This is a genomic window from Desulfococcus sp. (assembly GCF_041737845.1).
GTDB lineage: Bacteria > Desulfobacterota > Desulfobacteria > Desulfobacterales > Desulfococcaceae > Desulfococcus.
Genome location: NZ_JBGSQX010000008.1, coordinates 12,583 through 32,608 on the forward strand (window position 1 = coordinate 12,583; position 20,026 = coordinate 32,608).

Annotated in this window: 23 protein-coding genes; 17 read left to right on the forward strand and 6 right to left on the reverse strand. The window is 59.4% G+C overall.

Features of this window, described 5'->3' with window-relative positions:
- Positions 1 to 10: 10 nt before the first annotated feature.
- Genes atpE through ACEW8N_RS00545 form a run of 4 tightly spaced genes read right to left on the reverse strand, consistent with a single transcriptional unit; the run spans position 11 to position 2,271 of the window.
- The gene (gene atpE, locus ACEW8N_RS00530; RefSeq protein ID WP_373497830.1) at positions 11 to 982 is read right to left on the reverse strand and encodes an ATP synthase F0 subunit C; all 972 of its coding nucleotides are present in this window, start codon (positions 980 to 982) and stop codon (positions 11 to 13) included.
- Between the two features lie 2 nt (positions 983 to 984).
- The gene (gene atpB, locus ACEW8N_RS00535; protein WP_373497831.1) at positions 985 to 1,659 is read right to left on the reverse strand and encodes a F0F1 ATP synthase subunit A; all 675 of its coding nucleotides are present in this window, start codon (positions 1,657 to 1,659) and stop codon (positions 985 to 987) included.
- A 16-nt stretch (positions 1,660 to 1,675) separates the two neighbouring features.
- Positions 1,676 to 2,059 (reverse strand): ATP synthase subunit I, encoded by a 384-nt coding sequence (locus ACEW8N_RS00540; RefSeq protein WP_373497832.1) that lies wholly within the window; start codon positions 2,057 to 2,059, stop codon positions 1,676 to 1,678.
- The gene (locus ACEW8N_RS00545) at positions 2,056 to 2,271 is read right to left on the reverse strand and encodes an AtpZ/AtpI family protein (RefSeq protein ID WP_373497833.1); all 216 of its coding nucleotides are present in this window, start codon (positions 2,269 to 2,271) and stop codon (positions 2,056 to 2,058) included. The genes ACEW8N_RS00540 and ACEW8N_RS00545 overlap by 4 nt, the downstream gene beginning before the upstream one ends.
- Before the next feature lie 457 nt (positions 2,272 to 2,728).
- On the opposite strand from ACEW8N_RS00545, the gene ACEW8N_RS00550 reads away from it, so the two are divergent.
- The 6 genes from ACEW8N_RS00550 to fabD are packed head-to-tail and all read left to right on the forward strand — an operon-like array spanning position 2,729 to position 8,485.
- Complete coding sequence (locus tag ACEW8N_RS00550) at positions 2,729 to 3,763, forward strand: bifunctional oligoribonuclease/PAP phosphatase NrnA (RefSeq protein WP_373497834.1); 1,035 nt, start codon at positions 2,729 to 2,731, stop codon at positions 3,761 to 3,763.
- The gene (locus ACEW8N_RS00555) at positions 3,760 to 4,545 is read left to right on the forward strand and encodes an MBL fold metallo-hydrolase (protein WP_373497835.1); all 786 of its coding nucleotides are present in this window, start codon (positions 3,760 to 3,762) and stop codon (positions 4,543 to 4,545) included. The genes ACEW8N_RS00550 and ACEW8N_RS00555 overlap by 4 nt, the downstream gene beginning before the upstream one ends.
- 13 nt (positions 4,546 to 4,558) lie before the next feature.
- Complete coding sequence (locus tag ACEW8N_RS00560) at positions 4,559 to 5,284, forward strand: bifunctional precorrin-2 dehydrogenase/sirohydrochlorin ferrochelatase (protein WP_373497836.1); 726 nt, start codon at positions 4,559 to 4,561, stop codon at positions 5,282 to 5,284.
- A gap of 17 nt (positions 5,285 to 5,301) precedes the next feature.
- Positions 5,302 to 6,123, forward strand: a complete 822-nt coding sequence (ccsB, locus tag ACEW8N_RS00565; protein WP_373497837.1) for a c-type cytochrome biogenesis protein CcsB — start codon at positions 5,302 to 5,304, stop codon at positions 6,121 to 6,123.
- Between the two features lie 41 nt (positions 6,124 to 6,164).
- A complete protein-coding gene (gene hemA / locus ACEW8N_RS00570) occupies positions 6,165 to 7,553 on the forward strand; it encodes a glutamyl-tRNA reductase (protein WP_373497838.1) in 1,389 nt (462 codons plus the stop codon).
- Positions 7,550 to 8,485, forward strand: coding sequence for an ACP S-malonyltransferase (fabD, locus tag ACEW8N_RS00575; RefSeq protein ID WP_373497839.1), 936 nt, complete (start codon positions 7,550 to 7,552; stop codon positions 8,483 to 8,485). Before hemA ends, fabD begins: the two co-directional genes overlap by 4 nt.
- A gap of 4 nt (positions 8,486 to 8,489) precedes the next feature.
- On the opposite strand, the gene ACEW8N_RS00580 is transcribed toward fabD, so the two are convergent.
- Complete coding sequence (locus tag ACEW8N_RS00580; protein WP_373497840.1) at positions 8,490 to 8,909, reverse strand: DUF1178 family protein; 420 nt, start codon at positions 8,907 to 8,909, stop codon at positions 8,490 to 8,492.
- Positions 8,910 to 9,081: 172 nt separating this feature from the next.
- Between ACEW8N_RS00580 and ACEW8N_RS00585 the strand changes: the two genes are divergently transcribed.
- The 3 genes from ACEW8N_RS00585 to queD all read left to right on the forward strand — a co-directional run bounded on the left by ACEW8N_RS00585 (position 9,082) and on the right by queD (position 11,398).
- On the forward strand, positions 9,082 to 9,735 hold the full coding sequence (locus ACEW8N_RS00585; RefSeq protein ID WP_373497841.1) for a TIGR04211 family SH3 domain-containing protein: 654 nt from the start codon (positions 9,082 to 9,084) through the stop codon (positions 9,733 to 9,735).
- A gap of 150 nt (positions 9,736 to 9,885) precedes the next feature.
- The gene (dnaJ, locus tag ACEW8N_RS00590; RefSeq protein ID WP_373497842.1) at positions 9,886 to 11,001 is read left to right on the forward strand and encodes a molecular chaperone DnaJ; all 1,116 of its coding nucleotides are present in this window, start codon (positions 9,886 to 9,888) and stop codon (positions 10,999 to 11,001) included.
- Between the two features lie 22 nt (positions 11,002 to 11,023).
- Positions 11,024 to 11,398, forward strand: coding sequence for a 6-carboxytetrahydropterin synthase QueD (queD, locus tag ACEW8N_RS00595; RefSeq protein WP_373497843.1), 375 nt, complete (start codon positions 11,024 to 11,026; stop codon positions 11,396 to 11,398).
- A gap of 128 nt (positions 11,399 to 11,526) precedes the next feature.
- Here the strand turns inward: queD and pyrE are convergent, their stop codons facing one another.
- Positions 11,527 to 12,084, reverse strand: a complete 558-nt coding sequence (pyrE, locus tag ACEW8N_RS00600; RefSeq protein WP_373497844.1) for an orotate phosphoribosyltransferase — start codon at positions 12,082 to 12,084, stop codon at positions 11,527 to 11,529.
- A 250-nt stretch (positions 12,085 to 12,334) separates the two neighbouring features.
- On the opposite strand from pyrE, the gene ACEW8N_RS00605 reads away from it, so the two are divergent.
- The 8 genes from ACEW8N_RS00605 (at position 12,335) to ACEW8N_RS00640 (ending at position 19,958) form a co-directional block, all read left to right on the forward strand.
- Positions 12,335 to 13,039 (forward strand): cell division ATP-binding protein FtsE, encoded by a 705-nt coding sequence (locus ACEW8N_RS00605; RefSeq protein WP_373497845.1) that lies wholly within the window; start codon positions 12,335 to 12,337, stop codon positions 13,037 to 13,039.
- Complete coding sequence (locus ACEW8N_RS00610) at positions 13,036 to 13,914, forward strand: cell division protein FtsX (RefSeq protein ID WP_373497846.1); 879 nt, start codon at positions 13,036 to 13,038, stop codon at positions 13,912 to 13,914. The genes ACEW8N_RS00605 and ACEW8N_RS00610 overlap by 4 nt, the downstream gene beginning before the upstream one ends.
- Entirely contained in the window at positions 13,878 to 15,110 is a 1,233-nt protein-coding gene (locus tag ACEW8N_RS00615) for a murein hydrolase activator EnvC (protein ID WP_373497847.1), read from the forward strand. The genes ACEW8N_RS00610 and ACEW8N_RS00615 overlap by 37 nt, the downstream gene beginning before the upstream one ends.
- Positions 15,111 to 15,135: 25 nt before the next feature.
- On the forward strand, positions 15,136 to 16,500 hold the full coding sequence (locus ACEW8N_RS00620) for a S41 family peptidase (RefSeq protein ID WP_373497848.1): 1,365 nt from the start codon (positions 15,136 to 15,138) through the stop codon (positions 16,498 to 16,500).
- A 288-nt stretch (positions 16,501 to 16,788) separates the two neighbouring features.
- A complete protein-coding gene (dksA, locus tag ACEW8N_RS00625; protein WP_373497849.1) occupies positions 16,789 to 17,151 on the forward strand; it encodes an RNA polymerase-binding protein DksA in 363 nt (120 codons plus the stop codon).
- Entirely contained in the window at positions 17,141 to 18,040 is a 900-nt protein-coding gene (locus ACEW8N_RS00630) for a PHP domain-containing protein (protein WP_373497850.1), read from the forward strand. The genes dksA and ACEW8N_RS00630 overlap by 11 nt, the downstream gene beginning before the upstream one ends.
- Before the next feature lie 125 nt (positions 18,041 to 18,165).
- The gene (gene rnc, locus ACEW8N_RS00635; protein ID WP_373497851.1) at positions 18,166 to 18,879 is read left to right on the forward strand and encodes a ribonuclease III; all 714 of its coding nucleotides are present in this window, start codon (positions 18,166 to 18,168) and stop codon (positions 18,877 to 18,879) included.
- Positions 18,876 to 19,958 (forward strand): elongator complex protein 3, encoded by a 1,083-nt coding sequence (locus tag ACEW8N_RS00640; protein ID WP_373497852.1) that lies wholly within the window; start codon positions 18,876 to 18,878, stop codon positions 19,956 to 19,958. Before rnc ends, ACEW8N_RS00640 begins: the two co-directional genes overlap by 4 nt.
- The last annotated feature ends 68 nt before the right edge of the window (positions 19,959 to 20,026 follow it).

Sequence of the window (20,026 nt, forward strand, 5' to 3'; positions counted from 1 at the left end):
TACGCTAAATTCATATTACGAAAATGAGAATCAACGAAATGACCAGGGAATAAATGCCGGTCGATTCCGAGACCGCCTGCCCCACCAGCATGGTGCGTGTCAGGATTGCCAATTGTTCCGGCGCTCGGGCCATCCAGCGGACCGCCCCCTCGCCGGTAGCGCCCTCGCCGATGGCCGGCCCGATAGCGCCGATGCCCATGCAAAGGCCCGATGAAACCAGGGCCATGCAGGTCGCCATGGAGGCCGTCGGTTCAAAGCTCTTGAAGAGCAGGATGACGGCGATCAGGAGGCCGTAGATGGAGGTGGTTTCCGCAACGGCCATCCCCAGGAGCATCCCGTTGGTGACGGGACCCCTGCTGAGCGGCTGCCGGGCGACCCCCTCGCAGCCCGCCTTGGCCACGAATCCCTCGCCGATCCCGGAGCCGATGGCGCCGATCCCGGCGGAAAGGCCCGCCCCGAGGACGGCCGCCCAGGTCGGAGAAAAGGGACGGGAGTAAAAGTCGGCATAGAGCATGATCAGGGAGGTGACCAGCGCGTAGATGGCCGATGTCTGGGTGACGGCCGAGCCGACCAGCATGGTGGTGGTGAGTTGTTCCGACATGGCCGGCTGCCGGGAAATGCCGAAGCAGGCCTCGCCCGCCGGGTATCCGGCCCCGATGCCGGAGCCGATGGCGCCGATCCCCATGCACAGACCCGACGAAATCAGAATGTAGATCGTAAGCGGGTCTGCGCGATGCGGGGTGAAGAGCAGGATCATGGCAACCACCAGCGCGAAGATGGCTGCGGATTCCGCTACGGCCTGCCCGACCAGCATGTTCTTGAAAATGTTTACGGTGGCGCCGGGATTTCTGGAGAGCGCCTCATTCGCCCGACCGGCCGCATACCCTTCCCCGATGGCGGCTCCGATCGCCCCGAACCCCATGGACAAACCGCTTCCGAGAAACGCCGATACCTGAACCCAAGTTGCAATGTCGTAAGCCATGGCTATTTAACCTGTACTGAGATGTAAACGACGGTAAGCATCGTAAAAACGAATGCCTGGATGGTTCCCACGAAAATCCCGAAAAAGACGTTGAGAAGCGGTGGAAGCAGAACGCTGTAGGTCAGATACGAGACCACCATGATGATGATGGAGCCGCCCATGATGTTTCCGAAGAGACGGAAGGAGATGGAGACGACCTTGGCCAGTTCGCCGATGACGTTGAGGGGCATCATGAAAAAGATCGGCTGGAAGTACTCTTTGATATAGGTCTTGATCCCTTTTTGCTTGATTCCTGCATAGTGGGAGATGACAAACCCCATGAGGCCCAAGCTCAGGGTGGTGTTGAGGTCCTTCGACGGCTCGTGGAGGTGGGGGATGATGCCCAGCCAGTTGGAAATCAGCAGGAACATGAACAGGGCGGAGATCAGGGGGGCGTAGGCATTGACCTTATCCTTGCCTACCGCATCCTCCGTGAGCCCGTAGAGCTGAGCCACAAAAAGCTCTCCGACCACCTGCATCAGGCCCGGCAGACGGCTTTTTCTCCGGGTCGCCATAAAGCCGAAAGAGAGTAGTATGGCGATGACAATCCACGTCATCACCATGACATCGAGATTGAATCGCATCTCATGTCCGTAAAACGGAACGATCAACTGGTATATCCTGCCCAATTCTTCCATATCGCGCTTCCTCTGATTACCCCTGTCTGGTTGAAAAAGTTAAGGATGAAATATGATCGACTAAAATCATCACCTGGACCATGAAAAGGCCGGCGGCAACGGCAAACAGATTGTAGTCCTCGGATCGGATGGCGACGACCAAGGGCACGGCCATCAATGCAAAGCGCAGAAAGATGGATCCCAAGGAAAAAATGAATGTTTTCTTTTTTGAGGATTGGCGTATTCGGCCGGGCAGGGTCTCGCCGATCAGAATGAAATTGAGGATGCTGGCGAATGTGCCGATGATGAGGCCCTTGGCGATGGGCTTCTGTGCTGCGAGGATGAGGACAAATCCAATGATGATGGCGGTTATCAGTGCTCTGGAGCAGTACTTCTTCTGGGTTTGTCGAATGGAATTCATTCCCGGTTATCCGTATCTCCGTCTTTTTCCTGCCCGATCAATTCCATTATCTGGCGATAGACCACATTTCCACCCCCGATGACGCCCAGGATGATGAAAATGGTCACAAAGATCCCACGGGTTCCCAGCCACTTGTCGATGAGCCAGCCGACAAAGAAACAGAATATGATAGAACCAGCCATGGTGAGTCCGAGCTGCATGACGATCTGCATATTTTCAGCCCAGTCTCGATTTTTTTTATAGTCGAAAAGCTTCTTCTTCGTTGTACCCCTCCAGTCGATGAATGACGCTGTGAATCGCCCTGTTGGAGCGATGGCGTGACATGATTCTTTTCCTGTATTTTTTCGTTTGGCCTATAGCAGAGGATGATCCGCCGTGTCAAGTCATGAATTTATTCCCGAAAGATTTCCACGGCCGGCCCGGATGGGCCGTTTTTCCATCATGGTGAGCCTTCAGCGACAGGCCTCCGGAGGCGGGGGAGACGTTGGCGGGGGACGCCATGGAACCATGCATCCGTCCGGTATTCAGACGCCTCCTCGACCCGGAGCGGCCGGAAAAGATTCTGGCCGGCGAGGGGAAAAAATGTTTGTAATATGCGTCAATGCGTCATAGTATTCTGGGTGGAAACTACCGTTCCTTGATCCGCATTGCGCAGGTGTGACCGAAGTTATGAAGCTATCCGCCGTCGAAAGGCTTCGACGTTTCTACAAACAGTTTTCAGGCAACGACCAGGTGCTTGTCCTGATCAATGCCGACCCCGATGCCATCGCCAGCGCCATGGCCGTCAAACGGCTCCTGTGGCGGAAGGTCGCCGGCGTTGCCATCTCGAACATCAACGTCATCAAACGGCCCGACAATTTGGCCATGGTTCGTCTTCTCGGCGTGAACCTGCTTCATGTGGACAACCTCAAGGGCGAAACCCGGTTCAATCGGATCGTGATCGTGGATTCACAGCCCAGCCACAATGACGCCTTTCTGAGGTTCAACCCGGATGTGGTCATCGATCATCATCCCAGGACGGACATGAACGTCCAGTTCGCGGATATCCGCCCGGAGTACGGCTCCAACTCCACCATCCTGACGGAATACCTGCGCGCCGCGAGGATCAAGCCCTCGGTGAAACTCGCTACCGGGCTGTTCCACGCCATCAAGACCGACACCCGGAATTTTGAGCGGCAGACCCTGATAGAAGACATCCGGGCCTTCCAGTTTCTGTTTCGATACGCCAATACCACGCTGGCCAGGAAGATCGAGCAGGCGGATCTCCGGCTCGATTTCCTGAAATATTTCAAAATCGCCATCGAAACCATGCGGGTCCACCGGGGGCGGGTGTTCGTCCATCTCGGGGAGGTCGTCAATCCCGATGTCTGCGTATTGGTCGCCGATTTTTTCATGCGGGTGAACCCCGTCACCTGGAGCATCGTTTCAGGGGTGTGCGACGGGACGCTGATCCTGATCTTCCGAAACGACGGCATCCGGAAGAATGCGGGCACGGTGGCCAAGAAGAGCTTCTGTCAACTGGGGTCGGCGGGCGGCCACAAGAGCATGGCCCGGGCCGAAATTCCGGTCAGCTGCATTCCCGAGATGGTCGATATCCGTGACGAACGGCAGATGCTGCACTGGATTATTGACCGGATCGAGCAGAAACATCCGGTGGCCCAGAACTGCCGGAAAAACACCGTGGGTGCCGAGAGGGATGAATGACGCGTCCATCCGGTGACCTGCGGGTCGTCGTTCTGGGGTCGGGGACCTGCGTGCCGTCTCTCCGGCGGAGTGCCTGCTCGGTATACATGGAGACCGGCGACGCCAGGATGCTCTTCGATCTGGGTCCCGGCACCATGCGCCGGCTGCTGGAAAACGGCACGGAGATTTTCGAGATCACCCATATATTTCTGAGCCATTTTCACCCCGACCATTCCGGCGAGCTGGTACCCTTTCTCTTTGCAACCAAATACCCCGACATCTCGCGGCGGAAAACGCCGCTGACCCTTGCAGGCGGAAGGGGAACGATTGCTTTTCTCGACGGGCTTTTCCGGGTTTACGGAAGCTGGATGGATCTCCCGGAGGCGCTTTTCCGGGTCATCGAATTCGATACGGCCGGCCCGGACGGCCGGGTGTTTGAATCCTTCCGTGTGGACACGGCTCCGGCGGCGCACAACCCGGAGAGCATCGCCTTCAGGGTTACGTCGGCCGGCGGCAGGTCGGCCGTCTACTCCGGGGATACCGATTACAGCGAGAACCTGGTCCGGCTCTCGCATCTGGCGGATCTTCTGATCTGCGAAGCGGCCCTGCCGGATGCCATGAAGGTGGAAAAACACCTGACCCCCTCCCTTGCCGGAGAGATCGCCCGGCGTGCCTCGGCAAAGCGCCTGATGCTGACCCATTTCTATCCCCCGTGCGACGCGGCGGACATCCGGGGGCAATGCCGAAAAACCTTTTCAGGGCCCCTCCTGCTGGCGGAAGACCTGATGGCGGTGGTCTGGTGAAAGGCAAACCCCGATGCCCGTCTATCCCATAAATCTCAATGTGCAGGACCGCCTGTGCGTGGTGGTGGGCGGCGGCGCCGTCGGCGCCCGAAAGGCGCTCCTGCTGGTCCGCTGCGGGGCGCGGGTGACGGTGGTGAGCCCAGAGGTGACCGATGCCCTGCGGCCGGACATCGACAGCGGGGCGGTCTGCTGGCGGGCACGCGGCTACTGCAGCGTCGACCTGGCTCCGGGTCCGTTTGCGTCGCTGCAGGAGGGCGGGGCGCCCGAGGAAACGGCATCCGTTTCCGGGGCGGTCTTTCTGGTGATCGCCGCCACCGACAACCCCGCGGTCAATGCGCGGGTTGGGGCGGATGCCCGGAGAAGGGGCGTTCTCTGCAATATCGCCGACCGGCCCGAGGCGTGTGATTTCACCCTCCCGGCGGTGGTGTCGCGGGGGGACCTCACGATCACGGTGTCGACATCGGGCAGGAGCCCCGCGCTGGCCCGGAAGCTCCGCAAGGAACTGGAGACGCTCCTGGGGGAGGAATATGCGGTCGGCCTCAGGCTGATGGGGGCCGTCCGGAAGAAACTCCTGGGAGAGGGCCGCGATCCGGAAACCCACAAGATCCAGTTCCGGCGGGTAATCGACGGCGGGCTGATTTCCCTGATCAAGGAAGGCCGGTTCGCGGAGGTCGACCGGCTGCTCCTGGACGCCCTGGGCGAAGGCTATACCTTTGACTCCCTGATGAAAGCGGTTTGACGGCCATGATGGATACGATGAATATGCTCGTTACGGCGACCATGGTGTTTTACGTCCTGAGCACCCTGGGGTATTTCGGCTATCTGTTCCTGCAGAAGGAGCCCTGGCAGAAACTCGGATTCGTGCTCCTGGGCATGGGCTTTGCCTGCCATACCCTGCTGATCGGATATGCCTTTGTCCGCTTCGGGTCCCTTCCGGCCCACAACCTCCACCAGACCCTTCTCCTGGCCGGCTGGGCGGTCACGGGATTTTTTCTGGGATTCCAGTACCGGTTTCACCTGAAGGTGATGGGGGTGTTTGCCGCGCCGCTCGCGGCGTTCGTGATGATCGTCTCCTCCCGGCTGCCCGTCGAGCCGGCGCAGGTCCAGGCCCACTTCAGGAGTGTCTGGCTGATTTTCCACGTGGTCATCATTCTGGTCGGCGAGGCCGCCTTTGCCATGGCCTGCGGGGTGGGGATCCTCTACCTCGTGCAGGAGCACGCCATCAAGCACAAGAAGCGGGGGTTCTTCTACCGCCGCCTCCCGTCGCTGGATCTTCTTGACAGCACGGGATATGCGTGTATTGTTTCCGGATTCACCCTGCTCACCATTGGGCTGATCGGCGGGTTCCTGTATGCCAAGACCGTCTGGGGAAGGTTCTGGAGCGGGGACCCCAAGGAGGTCTGGTCGGGCATCATGTGGCTTTTTTACGCGGCCCTCCTTCACGAGCGGCTGACCGTCGGATGGCGGGGGCGGAAATCGGCGATCATGTCCATCATCGGGTTTGCGGTCCTCCTGTTTACATTTCTGGGCGTCAACATTTTTTTAAAGGGGCATCATGGAGAGTTTACACAATGGTAAGCGTCGTACAACAGGAGTCCTGTGATGGGGGGAGGCCGGCCATGGAGGATAAAGACCCCTCGGGGCGGGCGGATTTCGGAGAATTGACGCCGACGTCCGCGGAAGCGGATTCAGGGCTGTGCTATCTGGAGTGCGGCAAGAGGAGGCCCCGTCTGGATATCGTGCTTCTGGGGCTCAATCACAAGACCGCCGGGGTGGAGCTTCGGGAATGCTTGGGCTTTTCCACCGCCGAAGCCGACCAGGCCCTGCGGAATTTTCAGGAATCGCCGGTCATCCGGGAGGTGTTCCTGCTGTCGACCTGCAACCGCGTGGAGATCCTGCTGACCACGCCGGATGCGCCCGCGGCGGTGGCGGCGGCCAAAACCTATCTCAGCGAATCCAAGCAGCTCCCGGTGGCGGATTTCGAATCCGCCCTGTACGTTCATCACGGAGACGAGGCGGTCCGCCATATCTTCCGGGTGGCGGCGAGCCTCGATTCCATGGTGGTCGGGGAGCCCCAGATTCTGGGCCAGATCAAGGAGGCCTACCGGGCCGCGGTCGACAAAAAGACCTCCGGGGTGATCCTGAACCGGCTCCTCCACAAGACCTTCTTCGTGGCCAAACGGGTGAGGACCGAGACCGGCATCGGCGACCACGCGGTCTCCATCAGCTATGCGGCCATTGAGCTCGGGCGCAAGATCTTTGGCACCCTCGAGGACAAAAAGGTGCTACTGGTGGGCGCAGGCGAGATGGCGGAACTTGCGGTGGAGCATCTGATCCGCCACCGCGTCGGGGAAATCCATGTCGCCAACCGGACCTTCGAGAGGGGGGTGGCCCTGGCGGAACGGTTTCACGGAAAGGCCATCCGTTTCGAGGAGGTCCCCGACGCCCTCCATGACGTGGATATCATCATCAGTTCCACCGGCTCCCCCGGTTTCATCCTGCAGCGGGACCAGGTGAAGCAGGCGCTCCGGCCGAGAAAGAACCGACCGCTCTTTTTCATCGACATCGCCGTTCCCCGGGATATCGATCCGGAAATCAACCGCCTTTCCAATGTCTATGTCTACGATATCGACGACCTTGCGGGGGTCATCGAGGAGAACGTCGAAGACCGCCATCGGGAGGCCCGGCGGGCCGAGGGGATCATCGACGAGATGGTCGTGCGGTTCCGGCAGTGGTACGGGCAGCTGGACATCGTGCCGACCATCGTGGCGCTTCGGGAAAAATTGTACGGGATCGCGGACGCCGAGGTCCGGAAGACCCTGAGCCAGTCTCTGGGCCATCTCCCTGCCGAGGACGGACAGGCGGTCCGGCGGATGACCAATGCCCTGGTCAACAAGATCCTCCACGATCCGACCCTGTTTTTGAAGCGCAACGGGTGCCTGGGGGAGAAGTCGGTCTATCTGGACGCCGCCCGTAAACTTTTCAGGCTGGATGAGGATGAAATATGAAGAAAATCGCATTTCTGTTTCCCGGCCAGGGGTCCCAGTCCGTGGGCATGGGAAAGGACGTATTCGAGGCGTATGACGTCGTGAGGGACCGCTTTCAGGCGGCCGAGGAGATCACGGGGCTGCCCATATCCAGGCTCTGCTTCGAGGGCCCCATGGCCGCGCTCACGGAGACGGTCCATCTCCAGCCCGCGGTGACCACGGTGAACCTGGCGTTTCTCGCCGTGCTGCAGCGGGAGGGGGTCACGCCCCATGTCGCCGCCGGACACAGCCTTGGAGAGTACAGCGCCCTGTGTGCTGCGGGGGTCGTCTCCGAGGCGGACACGCTCCGGATGGTTTTCAAGCGGGGCGAACTGATGCACCGGGAGGCGACCCGGCACCAGGGGGCCATGGCCGCCATCATCGGCCTTCCCATCGAAACCGTGCGGGGCCTGGTCGCCCAAGTGGCGGACGGCGTCGTTTCGGTCGCCAACCACAACGCGGAAACCCAGATCGTCATCACCGGTTCTCCCGAGCCGGTGAAAAAGGTGTCGGAGCTGGCCGCGGCCGAGCGGGCCAAGGCCGTTCCGCTCAAGGTCAGCGGCGCGTGGCACAGCCGGCTGATTCAAGGCGCCGAGGCGGAGTTCCGCGAATTTCTGGGCACGATCGCCTTTCATCCGCCGGCCTGCGGGGTGATTCACAATGTCACGGCGGACCGCATGGATGACCCCGTCCGGATCCGGAGCCTCATGGCCGAGCAGTTGTGCAGCCCGGTCCGCTGGTACGATTCCATGCGCAAGCTCATGGCCGAAAAGGTCGATGTCCTTGTGGAGGTCGGTCCGGGGAAGGTGCTGGCCGGACTCGCGAAAAAAATACTGCCGAAGGCCTATCCGTGCGAGGTCTATAATGTCAACGACAGGGAAAGCCTCGAAGCCTTTCTGAAAGGCGTGGCATAGCCGGTCAGGAATCCACGCCAGAGGATGTTTCGGGGGGAAATTTGAAGAACTGGACGCCTTCGTCCTTGAGGAGTTTCTCTTCATCGGCGGTGCTGTTGCCCCGGATATTCCGGGGTTCGACGGCGCCGTAATGGATTTTGAGGGCCTCCTTGGCGAAGTCGCACCCCACATCCTCGAAGTTCTTGTCCACAAACTCCGTGAGCCGCCGGCCGATCTTCGCCAGGTCCTCCCGGGAAGGCGGCGGCTCCGGCGCGGTATGGGAGGATTTGATGGCAAATGCGGAAGGGATTTTCGAAGCGGTCGTGTTTCCGCAGACCGGGCAGACGACCAGCCCGTTTTCCATCTGCGCCTCAAAAGCCCGACTGTCTTGGAACCATCCTTCGAAGAGATGGCCGTTGGCGCATTGCAGGTCAAATACGATCATCGATCTTGCCTCTGATTGCAGGGGTTATCAAGCCTGACGACCGTTAAATTACCATAACGACCCATCTTTTCAAAGAGATTATTGACGGAACATTTTTTTTTGACGTATGTATACAGACCTTCCCGACAGGCGCCGAAGATTAACCGACAGATCCCATGGAGACGGTTCACTGATGAAAAAAGTGCTTTCGATCGGAATGTTGCTTTTGGTTTTTTCCACGGCCGCGCTGGCCGAGAGGATGTATGTCAGCGACAAGATCCGGATTACGGTTCGGACGGGTCCCGGCATCGATTTCAAGGTCATTGCGGAAGCCGAGTCCGGGCAGATGATGGACGTGCAGGAGGAGAGGGCGGGGTGGAGCCGTGTCATCCTGACGAGTGGAAAGGAAGGGTGGGTGCTTTCCCGCTTTCTCGCGAAAACCAGGACCCGGGGAGATCAGGTCAAGACGCTTCAGATTGCCCATGACGAGTTGAAGACCCAGGTGGATGTCCTGAAGACGGAGAACGAGACGCTGAAGGAGGAAAACCAGAAGCTCGATCTCCTGACCGGTGAAAATCGGCGGGCGTTGGAGGAAATATCCCACGCCTACGAGGTCCTCAAGGCGGAGTCCAAGGACTACCTGAAGCTCAAGTCTGACTACGAAAACGCCGTTTCCCGCATCGAGGAGCAGAAAATCGCGGCGGAGCGGCTGAAAAACCGCATGGAGGCGTCGGCGTGGAAGGAAAACGCCGCTTTTTTTATCGGCGGCGGTGTTCTGGTGATGCTGGGATTCGCCATCGGGGCGTTGAGCCGGGGAGGGGACAAGCGGAGATCGTCTCTTCTATAGTTAAACGGGGATCCTCCCCACGCCGCGGGCTCGCCGGACGGGGCGCCACGCGTTGACATTCCTGAATTTGGCATTAATTTTTTCCATAGTTCAGCGAGTGTGGCGTTTGCGGTTACACATTTATCATGAGTCGGGAAATCAGGACGTTAGATGACGACAAAAAGGGATTATTACGAGGTTTTGGGCGTAAGCCGCGACGCGAGCGAGAGCGAAATCAAGAGCCGGTATCGCAAGCTCGCCATGCAGTACCATCCGGATCGGAACCCGGACGACAAGGCCGCGGAGGAGAAGTTCAAGGAGGCGGCCGAATCATACGATGTCCTCCGCGATCCTCAGAAACGGGGCATATATGATCAATACGGCCACCAGGGCCTTGAAGGGCAGGGCTTCTCCGGTTTTGGCGGTTTTGATGACATCTTCTCCAGTTTCGGGGACATATTCGAGGATTTTTTCGGGTTTGGGTCGAGCCGCCGGTCGGGGAGCCGGACGCGCCGCGGCGCCGATCTCCGGTATGACATGAAGCTCTCCTTCATGGAGGCCGCCTTCGGCGCGGAAACCCAGATCAACGTGGAGAAGCTGGCCAACTGCCCGAGCTGCGGCGGCAATGGCTGCGAGCCGGGGACGAAGCCTGAATCCTGCTCCCATTGCGGCGGTTCCGGCCAGATATCCCGGTCCCAGGGATTTTTCACGGTCCGGACCACCTGCCCCTACTGCCGGGGGAACGGACAGATGATCGGCAGCCCCTGCAACAACTGCCGGGGCGCGGGAAAGGTGCGGGTCAGCAAGAAGGTGGCCGTGAAGATACCGGCAGGCGTGGACAACGGGTCGCGGCTTCGCCTGAGCGGCGAGGGCGAGCCCGGGGAAAACGGCGGGCCGCCGGGTGATCTCTATGTATTCGTTCATGTCACCCCCCACGAATTCTTCGAGCGCCACAATATCGATGTGATCTGCCAGGTGCCCATTTCGTTCATTCAGGCTGCCCTGGGGGACAAGATCCAGGTGCCCACGCTCCAGGGCGACAAGACCCTGGTGATTCCCAAGGGAACCCAGCCCGGGGAATTGTTCCGGTTTCACGGCGAGGGTATCCCCTCCCTCAAGAACGGTCGGCGGGGCGATCAGGTCATCCAGGTGGACATCAAGACGCCGACCAGCCTGAACAGGAAGCAGGAGGCGCTGCTGAAGGAGTTTGCCAAGCTTGAAGAAGGCAAATTCTCAAACAAACTCAGAAATATGCTGAAATCCACAACGGCCGGGGCGGTGAGATAGAAACCCGAATGCGGAGACTGTTATGTTTGAGCTGAAGATCCTGACCCGTTTTGCCGCCGCCCACCAGTTGAAAATGGTGGGGCAGAAGTGTGAAAACCTTCACGGCCATAACTGGAAGGTGGAGGTCTGCGTCGGAGGGGAGCGCCTGAACGAGGCCGGCGTCCTCATGGATTTCGGGGATGTCAAACGGCATGTGGCCGCCATCATCGATGACATCGACCACAAATTCCTCAACGAACTGGAATTTTTCAAAAGCGTCGAGCAGCCCTCGTCCGAAAGAATCGCCGTCTACATCGCCCAGGAACTGCTGAAAAGAATTGTCGATCCGGGGATCAAGGTCACCCGGGTCAGCGCATGGGAATCGGACGACGCCTGTGCGACTTACATCCTTCCCTGATCGAAGCCCATCCCGCCCGGACGCGGCCGATTTCCGGGCCGGGGTGTTTTCGTCGGACCCCCCGGTTCAAGGAACCCGCGCGGAAGCGGCGATGCCCGCCGGGGTTCAGCGCCCCGGGAGAGGCGTTTTCAGAAGGCTCGCCACTGGCGGATGAGTTCGTCCCGGGTGATGATCGCCGTGGTATCCGGAACATATTTTTGTATATTTTCGAGGCCGCCCTCCTGCCGGTCGACGAGGACGACGGCCTTGACAACCTCCATGCCCTCGGAGCGCGCCCGCTCGATGGCCTTGATGGTGGACCCGCCGGTGGTGGCGACGTCATCGATGATGGCCACCCGGTCCCCCGCAGCCATGTCCCCCTCAATCCACCGAATGATGCCGTGGTCCTTCTGTTCCTTTCGAATGGAAAAGGCCCGGATGGGATGTTTGTTGAGTTCGGAGGCGAATGCCGCGGCAACGGCGATGGGGTCCGCCCCGAAGGTGAGCCCCCCGATGCCCGCGATATCCGCATCCCTGACCGCATTGAAGACGAGGTGCCCGGCCAGGAACATCCCCCGGGGGTCCAGGGTCGTGGGTTTGCAATTGACATAAAAACGGCTCATGCGGCCCGAGACCAGCTTGAAAACAGGCTTTTCACTGTATTTGAAGGATTTTCGGCACAGAATTTCGATCAACTCCTGTTTCATGAACAGACCGCCTTTTGTGGGGGGATGGAACGGGCCGGACGCAGTCCTTCTACCCGATCGTGGAATAATATCTTGATTTTAGCCTTCTCATCAGATAAAAAAAGCCTCCACTGATTATGGAAGAAGCCTATCAATGGGATACAGTGGAGGCTTGGAGTGAGGAAAACTGGAAACAGCACTCCCCGGCTCGCACTCCTCATACCAGCTTACCCCCCGAGGGTCAATTCAAAAGCATTGGAGAGCATCCGCCGTGACTGCTTACGGGTCGCAAAGCGCCATCATCCAGATGTACAGGGTTTCCAAGCGGTATGGCGCCAAAAACGCGCTGGTGGACATTTCCCTTGATATCGCCGACAACGAGTTCCTCTTCCTCAGCGGGCCGAGCGGCGCAGGGAAGACAACCCTGCTGAAACTTCTCTACCTGGGGGAAACCGTCTCGGAAGGCCAGATCATTGTCGACGGGCTGAACCTGTCCCGCATTTCGCGGAAACGGGTTCCGTTTCTCCGCCGGAAATTCGGCATCATCTTCCAGGATTACAAGCTGATTCCGACCAGAAACGTTTACGACAATGTCGCGCTGGTGGTCGAGGCGGTAGGCGTCGATCGACGGTCCATCCGGAAATTGGTCAGCAGCCTCCTCAGAACGGTTGAAATGGAGGACCGCAGCCGGGCGTTCCCGCCCAGCCTCTCCGGAGGCGAGCAGCAGCGGGTGGCCGTGGCCAGGGCCATCGCCGGGAATCCCAAGATCATTGTCGCGGATGAACCGACCGGCAGCCTGGACACCGAATCGGCCATGGTGATCATGAACCTGCTGAAGATCTACCATCGGCGGGGCGCGACGGTCGTCATCGCCACCCATGATACGGAGCTGATCCGCAGCACGGGCGGTCGGGTGGTCCTTCTCAACGGCGGATATCTCGATGTCTCAACCGTCATTCCGAGGCAGCGGTCATGATCTATTTTGCCAAAAAAGTCATCAAGGACATGAAAGGGAATTTTTTCCTCAATGCCGTCACCTTGATGGCGATTGTTTTTTCCGTCCTCATCTTCAGCGCCTTCAGCCTTTTCTTCGTCAATGCCGGCGCACTGGTCAACCGGTGGATCGAGGATGCCAGGATCATGGTCTATCTGCAGCCGGATGTCTCGGCGGCGAAGATTTCCCGCCTGGGCGAAAGGATGGCGGCTGTTCCGGATGTGCGGGGGGTTGAATTCATCCCGAGGGACAAAGCCCTCGAGCGGTTCAGGGCTCAGTTGGGAAAACAGGCCTCCCTCCTGGACGGCATCACGGACAATCCCCTGCCGGATGCTTTCGAGGTTCTGATGGGGGTGCGGTCCTGGCGCTGGGACCATATCGAAACCATCGCCTTACGCATCGGCGCCCTCGACGGTGTGGCGGAGGTCGAATACGGCCAGGCCTGGCTGGGCCGTATTGTAAACATTCTGAATCTGTTCCGGCTGACCATTTTCGGTATGGGGGGGCTCTTCTTCATGGCCGTGATCTTTTTCGTGGCCAACACCATCCGGCTCGTTCTCTATTCTCGACGGGAAGAGATCGACATCATGCGGCTTGTCGGCGCCTCGGAGAATTTCATCCGATACCCCCTTTACGTGCAAAGTCTGCTTCTGGGGGCCATCGGCGGCGTCCTGGGCATCGGCGTGCTGTTCGAGCTGTACCGCCTTCTGACCGCCAACATGAGCGCCACCATGGCGTCGGCTTTTTTTGAAATGCGGTTTCTTCCGGTTGAAATCATTTTGACCATACTTTCGGGAAGCATGTTCGTGGGATGGTTGGGATGCTATATTTCTCTCAGAAAGTTCTTAAGGTCTTGACCGCCGCCGGGAAGGCCGCCGCATTTGCCGCGGGGCTTGTGCTTGTCCTGGCCGCGGCAAGCGCCGGCGCTTCCCGCGAGGATGGCAAGCCGCCTCAGGCGCTTGAGCGCCTGAAGGAAACCTATGGCGAAACCCGGCGGGAAATGAAAAAGAAACAGGAAGACATCCGGAAACTCGCCGAAAAGGAGCATCAGGCCCTGGACAGCCTCGACGAGATCGACCTGTCCATCGATCGGGCGCGGAAAAGGATCGCATCATCGGAAGAAGCGCTTCGGGTCATCGAAGGGGAGATGTCGGCCGTTCTGTCGCGGTTCGAGGTTGTCCAGGTGGCGGTCCGGGAGCGAAAGGCCCACGCCGCAAAGCGGATGGTCGGTCTGTACAAGCTTTACAATCTGGGACGGATGAACCTGATCGCCAGCGCCGACTCTCTTGCGGATTTTCTGGGGCGGAGAAAGGCCTTGGAGCGGGTCCTCGACAGCGACCGGATCATCCTTGAGGAGTACCGCCGGCGCAGGGAGGAACTCGCGGAATTGAGCGCGCAACTGGCCCGTCAGAGACAGGAGCGGACGGCTGCGGAGGAGGCCCATCGACTGCAGATCGATGACATGGAAGACAAAAGACGCCGAAGGGAGGCGCTGCTTGCCGGGATCCGGGATCAGAAGGCCGTGAGGGAAGCGACGCTGGCCTCCCTCAGGGAGCGGGCCGCTGCGCTGGATCGCGAGATTCAGTCTTTTCGGATTGAACCCCGGGAAGAAGCGGCGCCAGGGGAAAGAGCCAATGCTGATGGCGGATTCCGCCGTTTAAAGGGCTTGCTTAACCTGCCGGTTAAGGGTAAAATCACAAATTCTTTCGGTCGACATCGAAACCAGGCATCCGGCGTCATGAATTTCCAGAGCGGAATTGACATCCAGTCAGACAGAGGGGAGCCCATCCGCTCGGTCTATCGGGGACGCGTCATTTTTTCGAGCTGGTTCAAGGGGTACGGCAATATGCTCATCATCGACCACGAGGATCATTACTACACCCTCTACGCTCATGCGGAAGAGCTGTTCAAGCAAAAGGGGGACAGCGTCCACGAGGACGAGGTGATCGGAACGGTCGGCGACAGCGGTGCCATGGGCGGCCCCGGCCTCCATTTCGAGGTTCGTCATCATGGAAAACCGGTAGATCCCATGATATGGTTGAAAAAAGGATAATCATTTTTTTTTAAGGAGTTCATCAATGCCTCGAAACAAAGAACGGTGTGTCAGACGATGCCTTGCCATCTTCATCCTGATGGTCTTATGGCTCGCTTCGGGAAACCTCCAGGAGCTGTCGGCCGGCGATGAAGAGACCTACAAGGGGCTCAAAATATTTTCAGATGTCATCGACCTGATCGAGAAGAATTATGTTGATCCCGTGGACAGCAAGGATCTGATTCAAAAGGCCATCCAGGGAATGGTCGGCAGCCTGGATCCGCATTCCCAGTTGCTTCCGCCCGAGGCGTTCGAGGAGCTGCAGATCGATACGCGGGGGGAGTTCGGCGGCATCGGCATCGTGATCACCATGCAGAAGGGGTTCCTCACGGTGATCTCCCCCATTGAGGGGACCCCGGCATACAAAGCCGGGATCAAGGCCGGCGACATCATCATCAAGGTGGACGGCGAATCGACCAAGGACATGATGCTCTGGGAGGCGGTGAAAAAAATGCGCGGCCCCAAGGGCGAGTCGGTGGAGATCACCGTTTTTCGGGAAGGTGAAACCGATCCCATGGATTTCACCCTGGTCCGGGATATCATCCCAATCGAAAGCGTCCGTTACATGGCCCTTCAGCCGGGATACGGCTATATTCGCATCACCAATTTCCAGGAAAACACCACCGATGACCTCAATGCCGCCCTGAAAGCCATGGAGCAGGGAAAAACCCCCATGAAAGGGCTGGTCCTGGATCTGCGCGACAATCCCGGCGGGCTTCTCAATCAGGCCGTCGACGTATCGGATGTCTTTCTTGACGCCGGAAACATCGTCTCAATCAAGGGCCGCCTCGAAAAACATACCAAGATATTCGATGCCAAACCCAACCGCCTGAAGCGTGCGTATCCCATCGTCGTCCTCATCAACGGCGGCAGCGCCAGTGCTTCCGAAATCGTCGCCGGTGCGCTTCAAGATCATCACCGGGCGGTGATTCTGGGGACCACCTCCTTTGGCAAGGGATCCGTCCAAACGGTGGAATCCCTCCGGGACGGGTACGGCCTTAAATTCACCATCGCCCGGTACTACACCCCCAGCGGGCGATCCATCCAGGCCCAGGGCATCGTACCCGACATCGAGGTCAAGCCGCAGGTGATCGAAGAAGAGGCGGGGGGCGAAAGCGAGCAGATGCTGAAGGAGCGGGACCTCAAGAATCATCTGGGCGCTGAGCCGTTCCCCCCGGCCGCGCCCGAACCCGGCGACAAACAGAAAAAGGAAAAAGATCCCGCGGATGACCGGAAGTCGGATACCCGCTACGGGCCGATAGATGTCAAGGGTCTCCAGAGCGACAACCAGGTGATGCGCGCGCTTGAAATCCTCAAGGGATACCAGATCCTGACCGAAGCGCGCAGTTGATTCCCCCCGCAGGTTTCGCAGGCGAGTTTCATCCCGCCTGAAGGCACGACCGGGCCGACGCATTCCCCTCGCGGGGAGCGCGTCGGCCCGCCTTTTTGGCGCAGAACGCCCGCTCTACCGTCCGCAGGGCGGGCCTGCCGGTACGCATCCGGCAGGCCTTTTCCGGCCCCCTGTCTCGAAACGCTGTGAATTTTATGCTTTACTATAACTTCATTCATGTTTATGCTCCTCATTTAAAAAAAAATCAATTAGAGAACCAAGACCCAACAACATGATGCGGGGCGCACTATGAAACAGGAACATATTGATTATTTCAGGGCATTTTTAACCCAGCGGTTACAGGAGCTGTTGAACCGTGCAGACAATACCGTGACCGGTATGACGCATCAGAAGGAAAATTTTCCGGATCCGACGGATCGTGCGTCCCTGGAGTCGGATCGAAATTTCATGCTTCGCATTCGGGACAGGGAAAACAAACTGATCAAGAAAATCAAGAACGCCCTCGATCGGATTGAAGACGGCTCCTTCGGGATCTGTGAGAGCTGCGGAGAGGATATCGCCATTGAACGCCTCCAGGCGAGACCGGTGACCGCCCTGTGCATTGCGTGCAAGACCAAGGAGGAGGCGAAGGAAAAGTCCCTTGGACTGTAATCGCGATGCAAAGGTAGACCTTCACGTTCACTCCACCGCCTCGGATGGAACCCTCCCCCCGCTTCAAATCCTCCGACGGGCCGTCGCGCTGGGGTTGAAGGCGATCGCCATCACCGATCACGACACCGTGGCCGGCGCAAGGGATGTGGCGGCGGCCGGCGTCCCGCCGTCGATGCGCTTTTTCACGGGGATTGAGATCAGCGCGGCACCCCCGCCGGGTTACCCCTGCCGCGGCAGTTTTCATGTGTTGGGCTACGGGATACGATTGGATGACCCGCTGCTGGAGGACGCCCTGGCCGTGCTTCAAACCGCCCGAAGGGAGAGAAACCCCGGCATGATATCCCGGCTCCGGGAGCTGGGGATGGACATCTCCATGGCGGAGCTCGCAGCAGAGGCGGGGGACGGCCAGATCGGGCGGCCTCATATCGCCAGATGCATGATGAACAAAGGGTACGTGGAAACCTTTGACGAGGCCTTCGATCGGTTCATCGGGGCCGGAAAGCCCGCCTACGTCGACAAATATCGCATCAGTTGTGAAAGGGCGATCCATCTGATCCGCCATGCCGGCGGCGTCGCCGTGCTGGCCCATCCGGGCCTGCTGCGCCCCGCGGGCAGCCCGTCCTTCGATGATCTGATCCGGGGATTGACGGCCATGGGGCTGGGCGGCATCGAGGTCTATTATCCGGAGCACACCCCGGAGCAGACCGCCCTTTACCGGAGCACCGCGGAGCGTTTCGGGCTCGTCATGACCGGAGGCACCGACTATCACGGCGACATCAAGCCCGGCATCGAGCTGGGAATCGGAGACGGCACGTTTTCGGTTCCCGAGTTTGTTTACGAGAAGCTGGCCGAACGCTGCGGCGCGGCCGGCGGAATTTCGGAACGATAGAGTTCCAGATAATGATCCTGGCATTGCCGCCGATGGCCGATGGAAGACCGGAACGACGCGCTCCTCATGCCCTGCCTGCATCATTATCTGAAGGTCTGCACTCCCGGACTGTTGGTTGGAAAACGATGAAATTGTCGAAGCTGGAGTCAAAACTCTCCTACCGGTTCAAAAACAGGCATCTGCTTGAAGAGGCCTGCCGCCACAGCTCCTTTGTCAATGAACAGCCGGAGACCCATGCGGCGCCGTCGTCCATGAAAGACAACGAGCGGCTCGAATTCCTGGGGGACGCGGTGCTTAACCTGGTGGTCGGGCATATGCTCATGGAACGGTATCTGGAATTGCCGGAAGGGGATCTTTCCCGAATGCGGGCCAACCTTGTCAACGAATCGGAGCTGGCAAGCGTGGCCAAGGAGATCGATCTCGGGGAGTTCCTCCGGCTGGGCCGGGGGGAGATCCAGAGCCACGGCCGGGAGAAGAGGTCCATCCTGGCGGATGCCTTCGAGGCGGTCATTGCGGCCATTTACCTGGACGGCGGGTTCGAGGCGGCCCAGCGCTTCGTCCGGGACCGGTTTGCCGAGCGGGTTTCCGGCACCGCCACCCCCGTGTCGCCCGTGGACTACAAGAGCCGCCTTCAGGAGATCGTCCAGACGGCCCACAAGGGCATGCCGACCTATCATGTCATCGCAGAGAGCGGTCCGGACCACGACAAGACCTTTGTCGTGAAAATCGTCGTGTGTGATCTGGACGCCGAGGGGACCGGCAAAAGCAAAAAGACGGCCGAGCAGGATGCTGCGCGCCGGGCATTGACATTGCTGGAGAATCATCAACCGCTCCATTGACCTCATCCGCCACAAAGACAGCCGGGATCCAAAAGCCTTTTATTATTCCTGTTTTCATTCCACACGCAGGATGTCCCCACCGGTGCGTCTTCTGCAGCCAGGAGGACATCACCCGCCAAGGGGGCGGCCCATATCCATCGGAGGCGGTTCGTGCCCGGATCGACGCCTTCCTGAAGTTCAAGGGGCCGGGCCGCGGCGAGGTTCAGGTCTCCTTCTACGGCGGCAATTTTCTGGGATTGGAACCCGCGGAGATCCTGCGTCTCCTCGCGGGGGCGGACCGCTTCGTCCGCTCGGGCGCCGTGGACGGCATCCGGTTTTCGACCCGGCCGGACACCATCACCCCGGACCGCCTCGACCTGCTGTCGGAGTTCCCTGTCGCCGTCGTGGAGCTCGGGGCCCAATCCATGGATGACGGGGTCCTGGCGGAAGCGCGGCGGGGCCACACGGCGGCGGATACCCGGGCGGCGGTTCTTCGGCTCAAATCCCGGGGGCTCTCCGTCGGACTCCAGATGATGGCCGGCCTCCCGGGGGACACCCCGGAAAAAACCTGTGGGACAGCCCGGGAGATCGCGGATCTTTCCCCCGATTTTGTCCGAATCTATCCCACTCTCGTGCTGAAAAACAGCCTCCTCGCGGCCTGGCACCGACAGGGCCGGTATGCCCCCCTCTCCCTCGAGGATGCGGTAGCCCTCGTCGCCCGCCTGCATGCCTTTTTTGTCCGGAAGGGCATCCCGGTGATCCGGATGGGGCTTCAGGCCTCCGAGTCCCTCAATGACGCAGGAACGGTGGTGGCCGGCCCCTATCACCCGGCGTTCGGGCACCTTGTCTATTCGCGCCAATTCCTTTCCTGCGCGTCGAAGCTTCTGGAGAACGAAGCCGCAGGGTCTTCGCCGGTCGTCATCCAGGTGCATCCCCGGAATATTTCCCGGATGAGGGGGCTTGGAAACAAGAATATTGAAATTCTGAAGAAAATGTTTCATATAGATCGCATCGCGGTGATCCCCAACCCCGCGGTTTCGATGACCGCCGTCAGGGTGAATCGAACGGGCGATATCTACAGCGGACCTTTTGACAAATGAATCACGGCAACGGAGCGATCAGACCTTCTATGGAGTCGTCCATCTTGATGGTCTTCCAAGAGTTGTCG

What these genes read in the sequence shown, in the direction of transcription:
- ACEW8N_RS00615 (WP_373497847.1), top strand. Translation starts at nt 13,878, where the DNA reads ATGCTATATTTCTCTCAGAAAGTTCTTAAGGTCTTGACCGCCGCCGGG.
- ccsB (WP_373497837.1), top strand. Translation starts at nt 5,302, where the DNA reads ATGAATATGCTCGTTACGGCGACCATGGTGTTTTACGTCCTGAGCACC.
- rnc (WP_373497851.1), top strand. Translation starts at nt 18,166, where the DNA reads ATGAAATTGTCGAAGCTGGAGTCAAAACTCTCCTACCGGTTCAAAAAC.
- hemA (WP_373497838.1), top strand. Translation starts at nt 6,165, where the DNA reads ATGGAGGATAAAGACCCCTCGGGGCGGGCGGATTTCGGAGAATTGACG.
- ACEW8N_RS00560 (WP_373497836.1), top strand. Translation starts at nt 4,559, where the DNA reads ATGCCCGTCTATCCCATAAATCTCAATGTGCAGGACCGCCTGTGCGTG.
- ACEW8N_RS00555 (WP_373497835.1), top strand. Translation starts at nt 3,760, where the DNA reads ATGACGCGTCCATCCGGTGACCTGCGGGTCGTCGTTCTGGGGTCGGGG.
- fabD (WP_373497839.1), top strand. Translation starts at nt 7,550, where the DNA reads ATGAAGAAAATCGCATTTCTGTTTCCCGGCCAGGGGTCCCAGTCCGTG.
- dksA (WP_373497849.1), top strand. Translation starts at nt 16,789, where the DNA reads ATGAAACAGGAACATATTGATTATTTCAGGGCATTTTTAACCCAGCGG.
- ACEW8N_RS00540 (WP_373497832.1), bottom strand. Translation starts at nt 2,059, where the DNA reads ATGAATTCCATTCGACAAACCCAGAAGAAGTACTGCTCCAGAGCACTG.
- ACEW8N_RS00620 (WP_373497848.1), top strand. Translation starts at nt 15,136, where the DNA reads ATGCCTCGAAACAAAGAACGGTGTGTCAGACGATGCCTTGCCATCTTC.
- ACEW8N_RS00550 (WP_373497834.1), top strand. Translation starts at nt 2,729, where the DNA reads ATGAAGCTATCCGCCGTCGAAAGGCTTCGACGTTTCTACAAACAGTTT.
- pyrE (WP_373497844.1), bottom strand. Translation starts at nt 12,084, where the DNA reads ATGAAACAGGAGTTGATCGAAATTCTGTGCCGAAAATCCTTCAAATAC.
- ACEW8N_RS00610 (WP_373497846.1), top strand. Translation starts at nt 13,036, where the DNA reads ATGATCTATTTTGCCAAAAAAGTCATCAAGGACATGAAAGGGAATTTT.
- atpE (WP_373497830.1), bottom strand. Translation starts at nt 982, where the DNA reads ATGGCTTACGACATTGCAACTTGGGTTCAGGTATCGGCGTTTCTCGGA.
- dnaJ (WP_373497842.1), top strand. Translation starts at nt 9,886, where the DNA reads ATGACGACAAAAAGGGATTATTACGAGGTTTTGGGCGTAAGCCGCGAC.
- ACEW8N_RS00580 (WP_373497840.1), bottom strand. Translation starts at nt 8,909, where the DNA reads ATGATCGTATTTGACCTGCAATGCGCCAACGGCCATCTCTTCGAAGGA.
- atpB (WP_373497831.1), bottom strand. Translation starts at nt 1,659, where the DNA reads ATGGAAGAATTGGGCAGGATATACCAGTTGATCGTTCCGTTTTACGGA.
- ACEW8N_RS00545 (WP_373497833.1), bottom strand. Translation starts at nt 2,271, where the DNA reads ATGCAGATCGTCATGCAGCTCGGACTCACCATGGCTGGTTCTATCATA.
- ACEW8N_RS00585 (WP_373497841.1), top strand. Translation starts at nt 9,082, where the DNA reads ATGAAAAAAGTGCTTTCGATCGGAATGTTGCTTTTGGTTTTTTCCACG.
- queD (WP_373497843.1), top strand. Translation starts at nt 11,024, where the DNA reads ATGTTTGAGCTGAAGATCCTGACCCGTTTTGCCGCCGCCCACCAGTTG.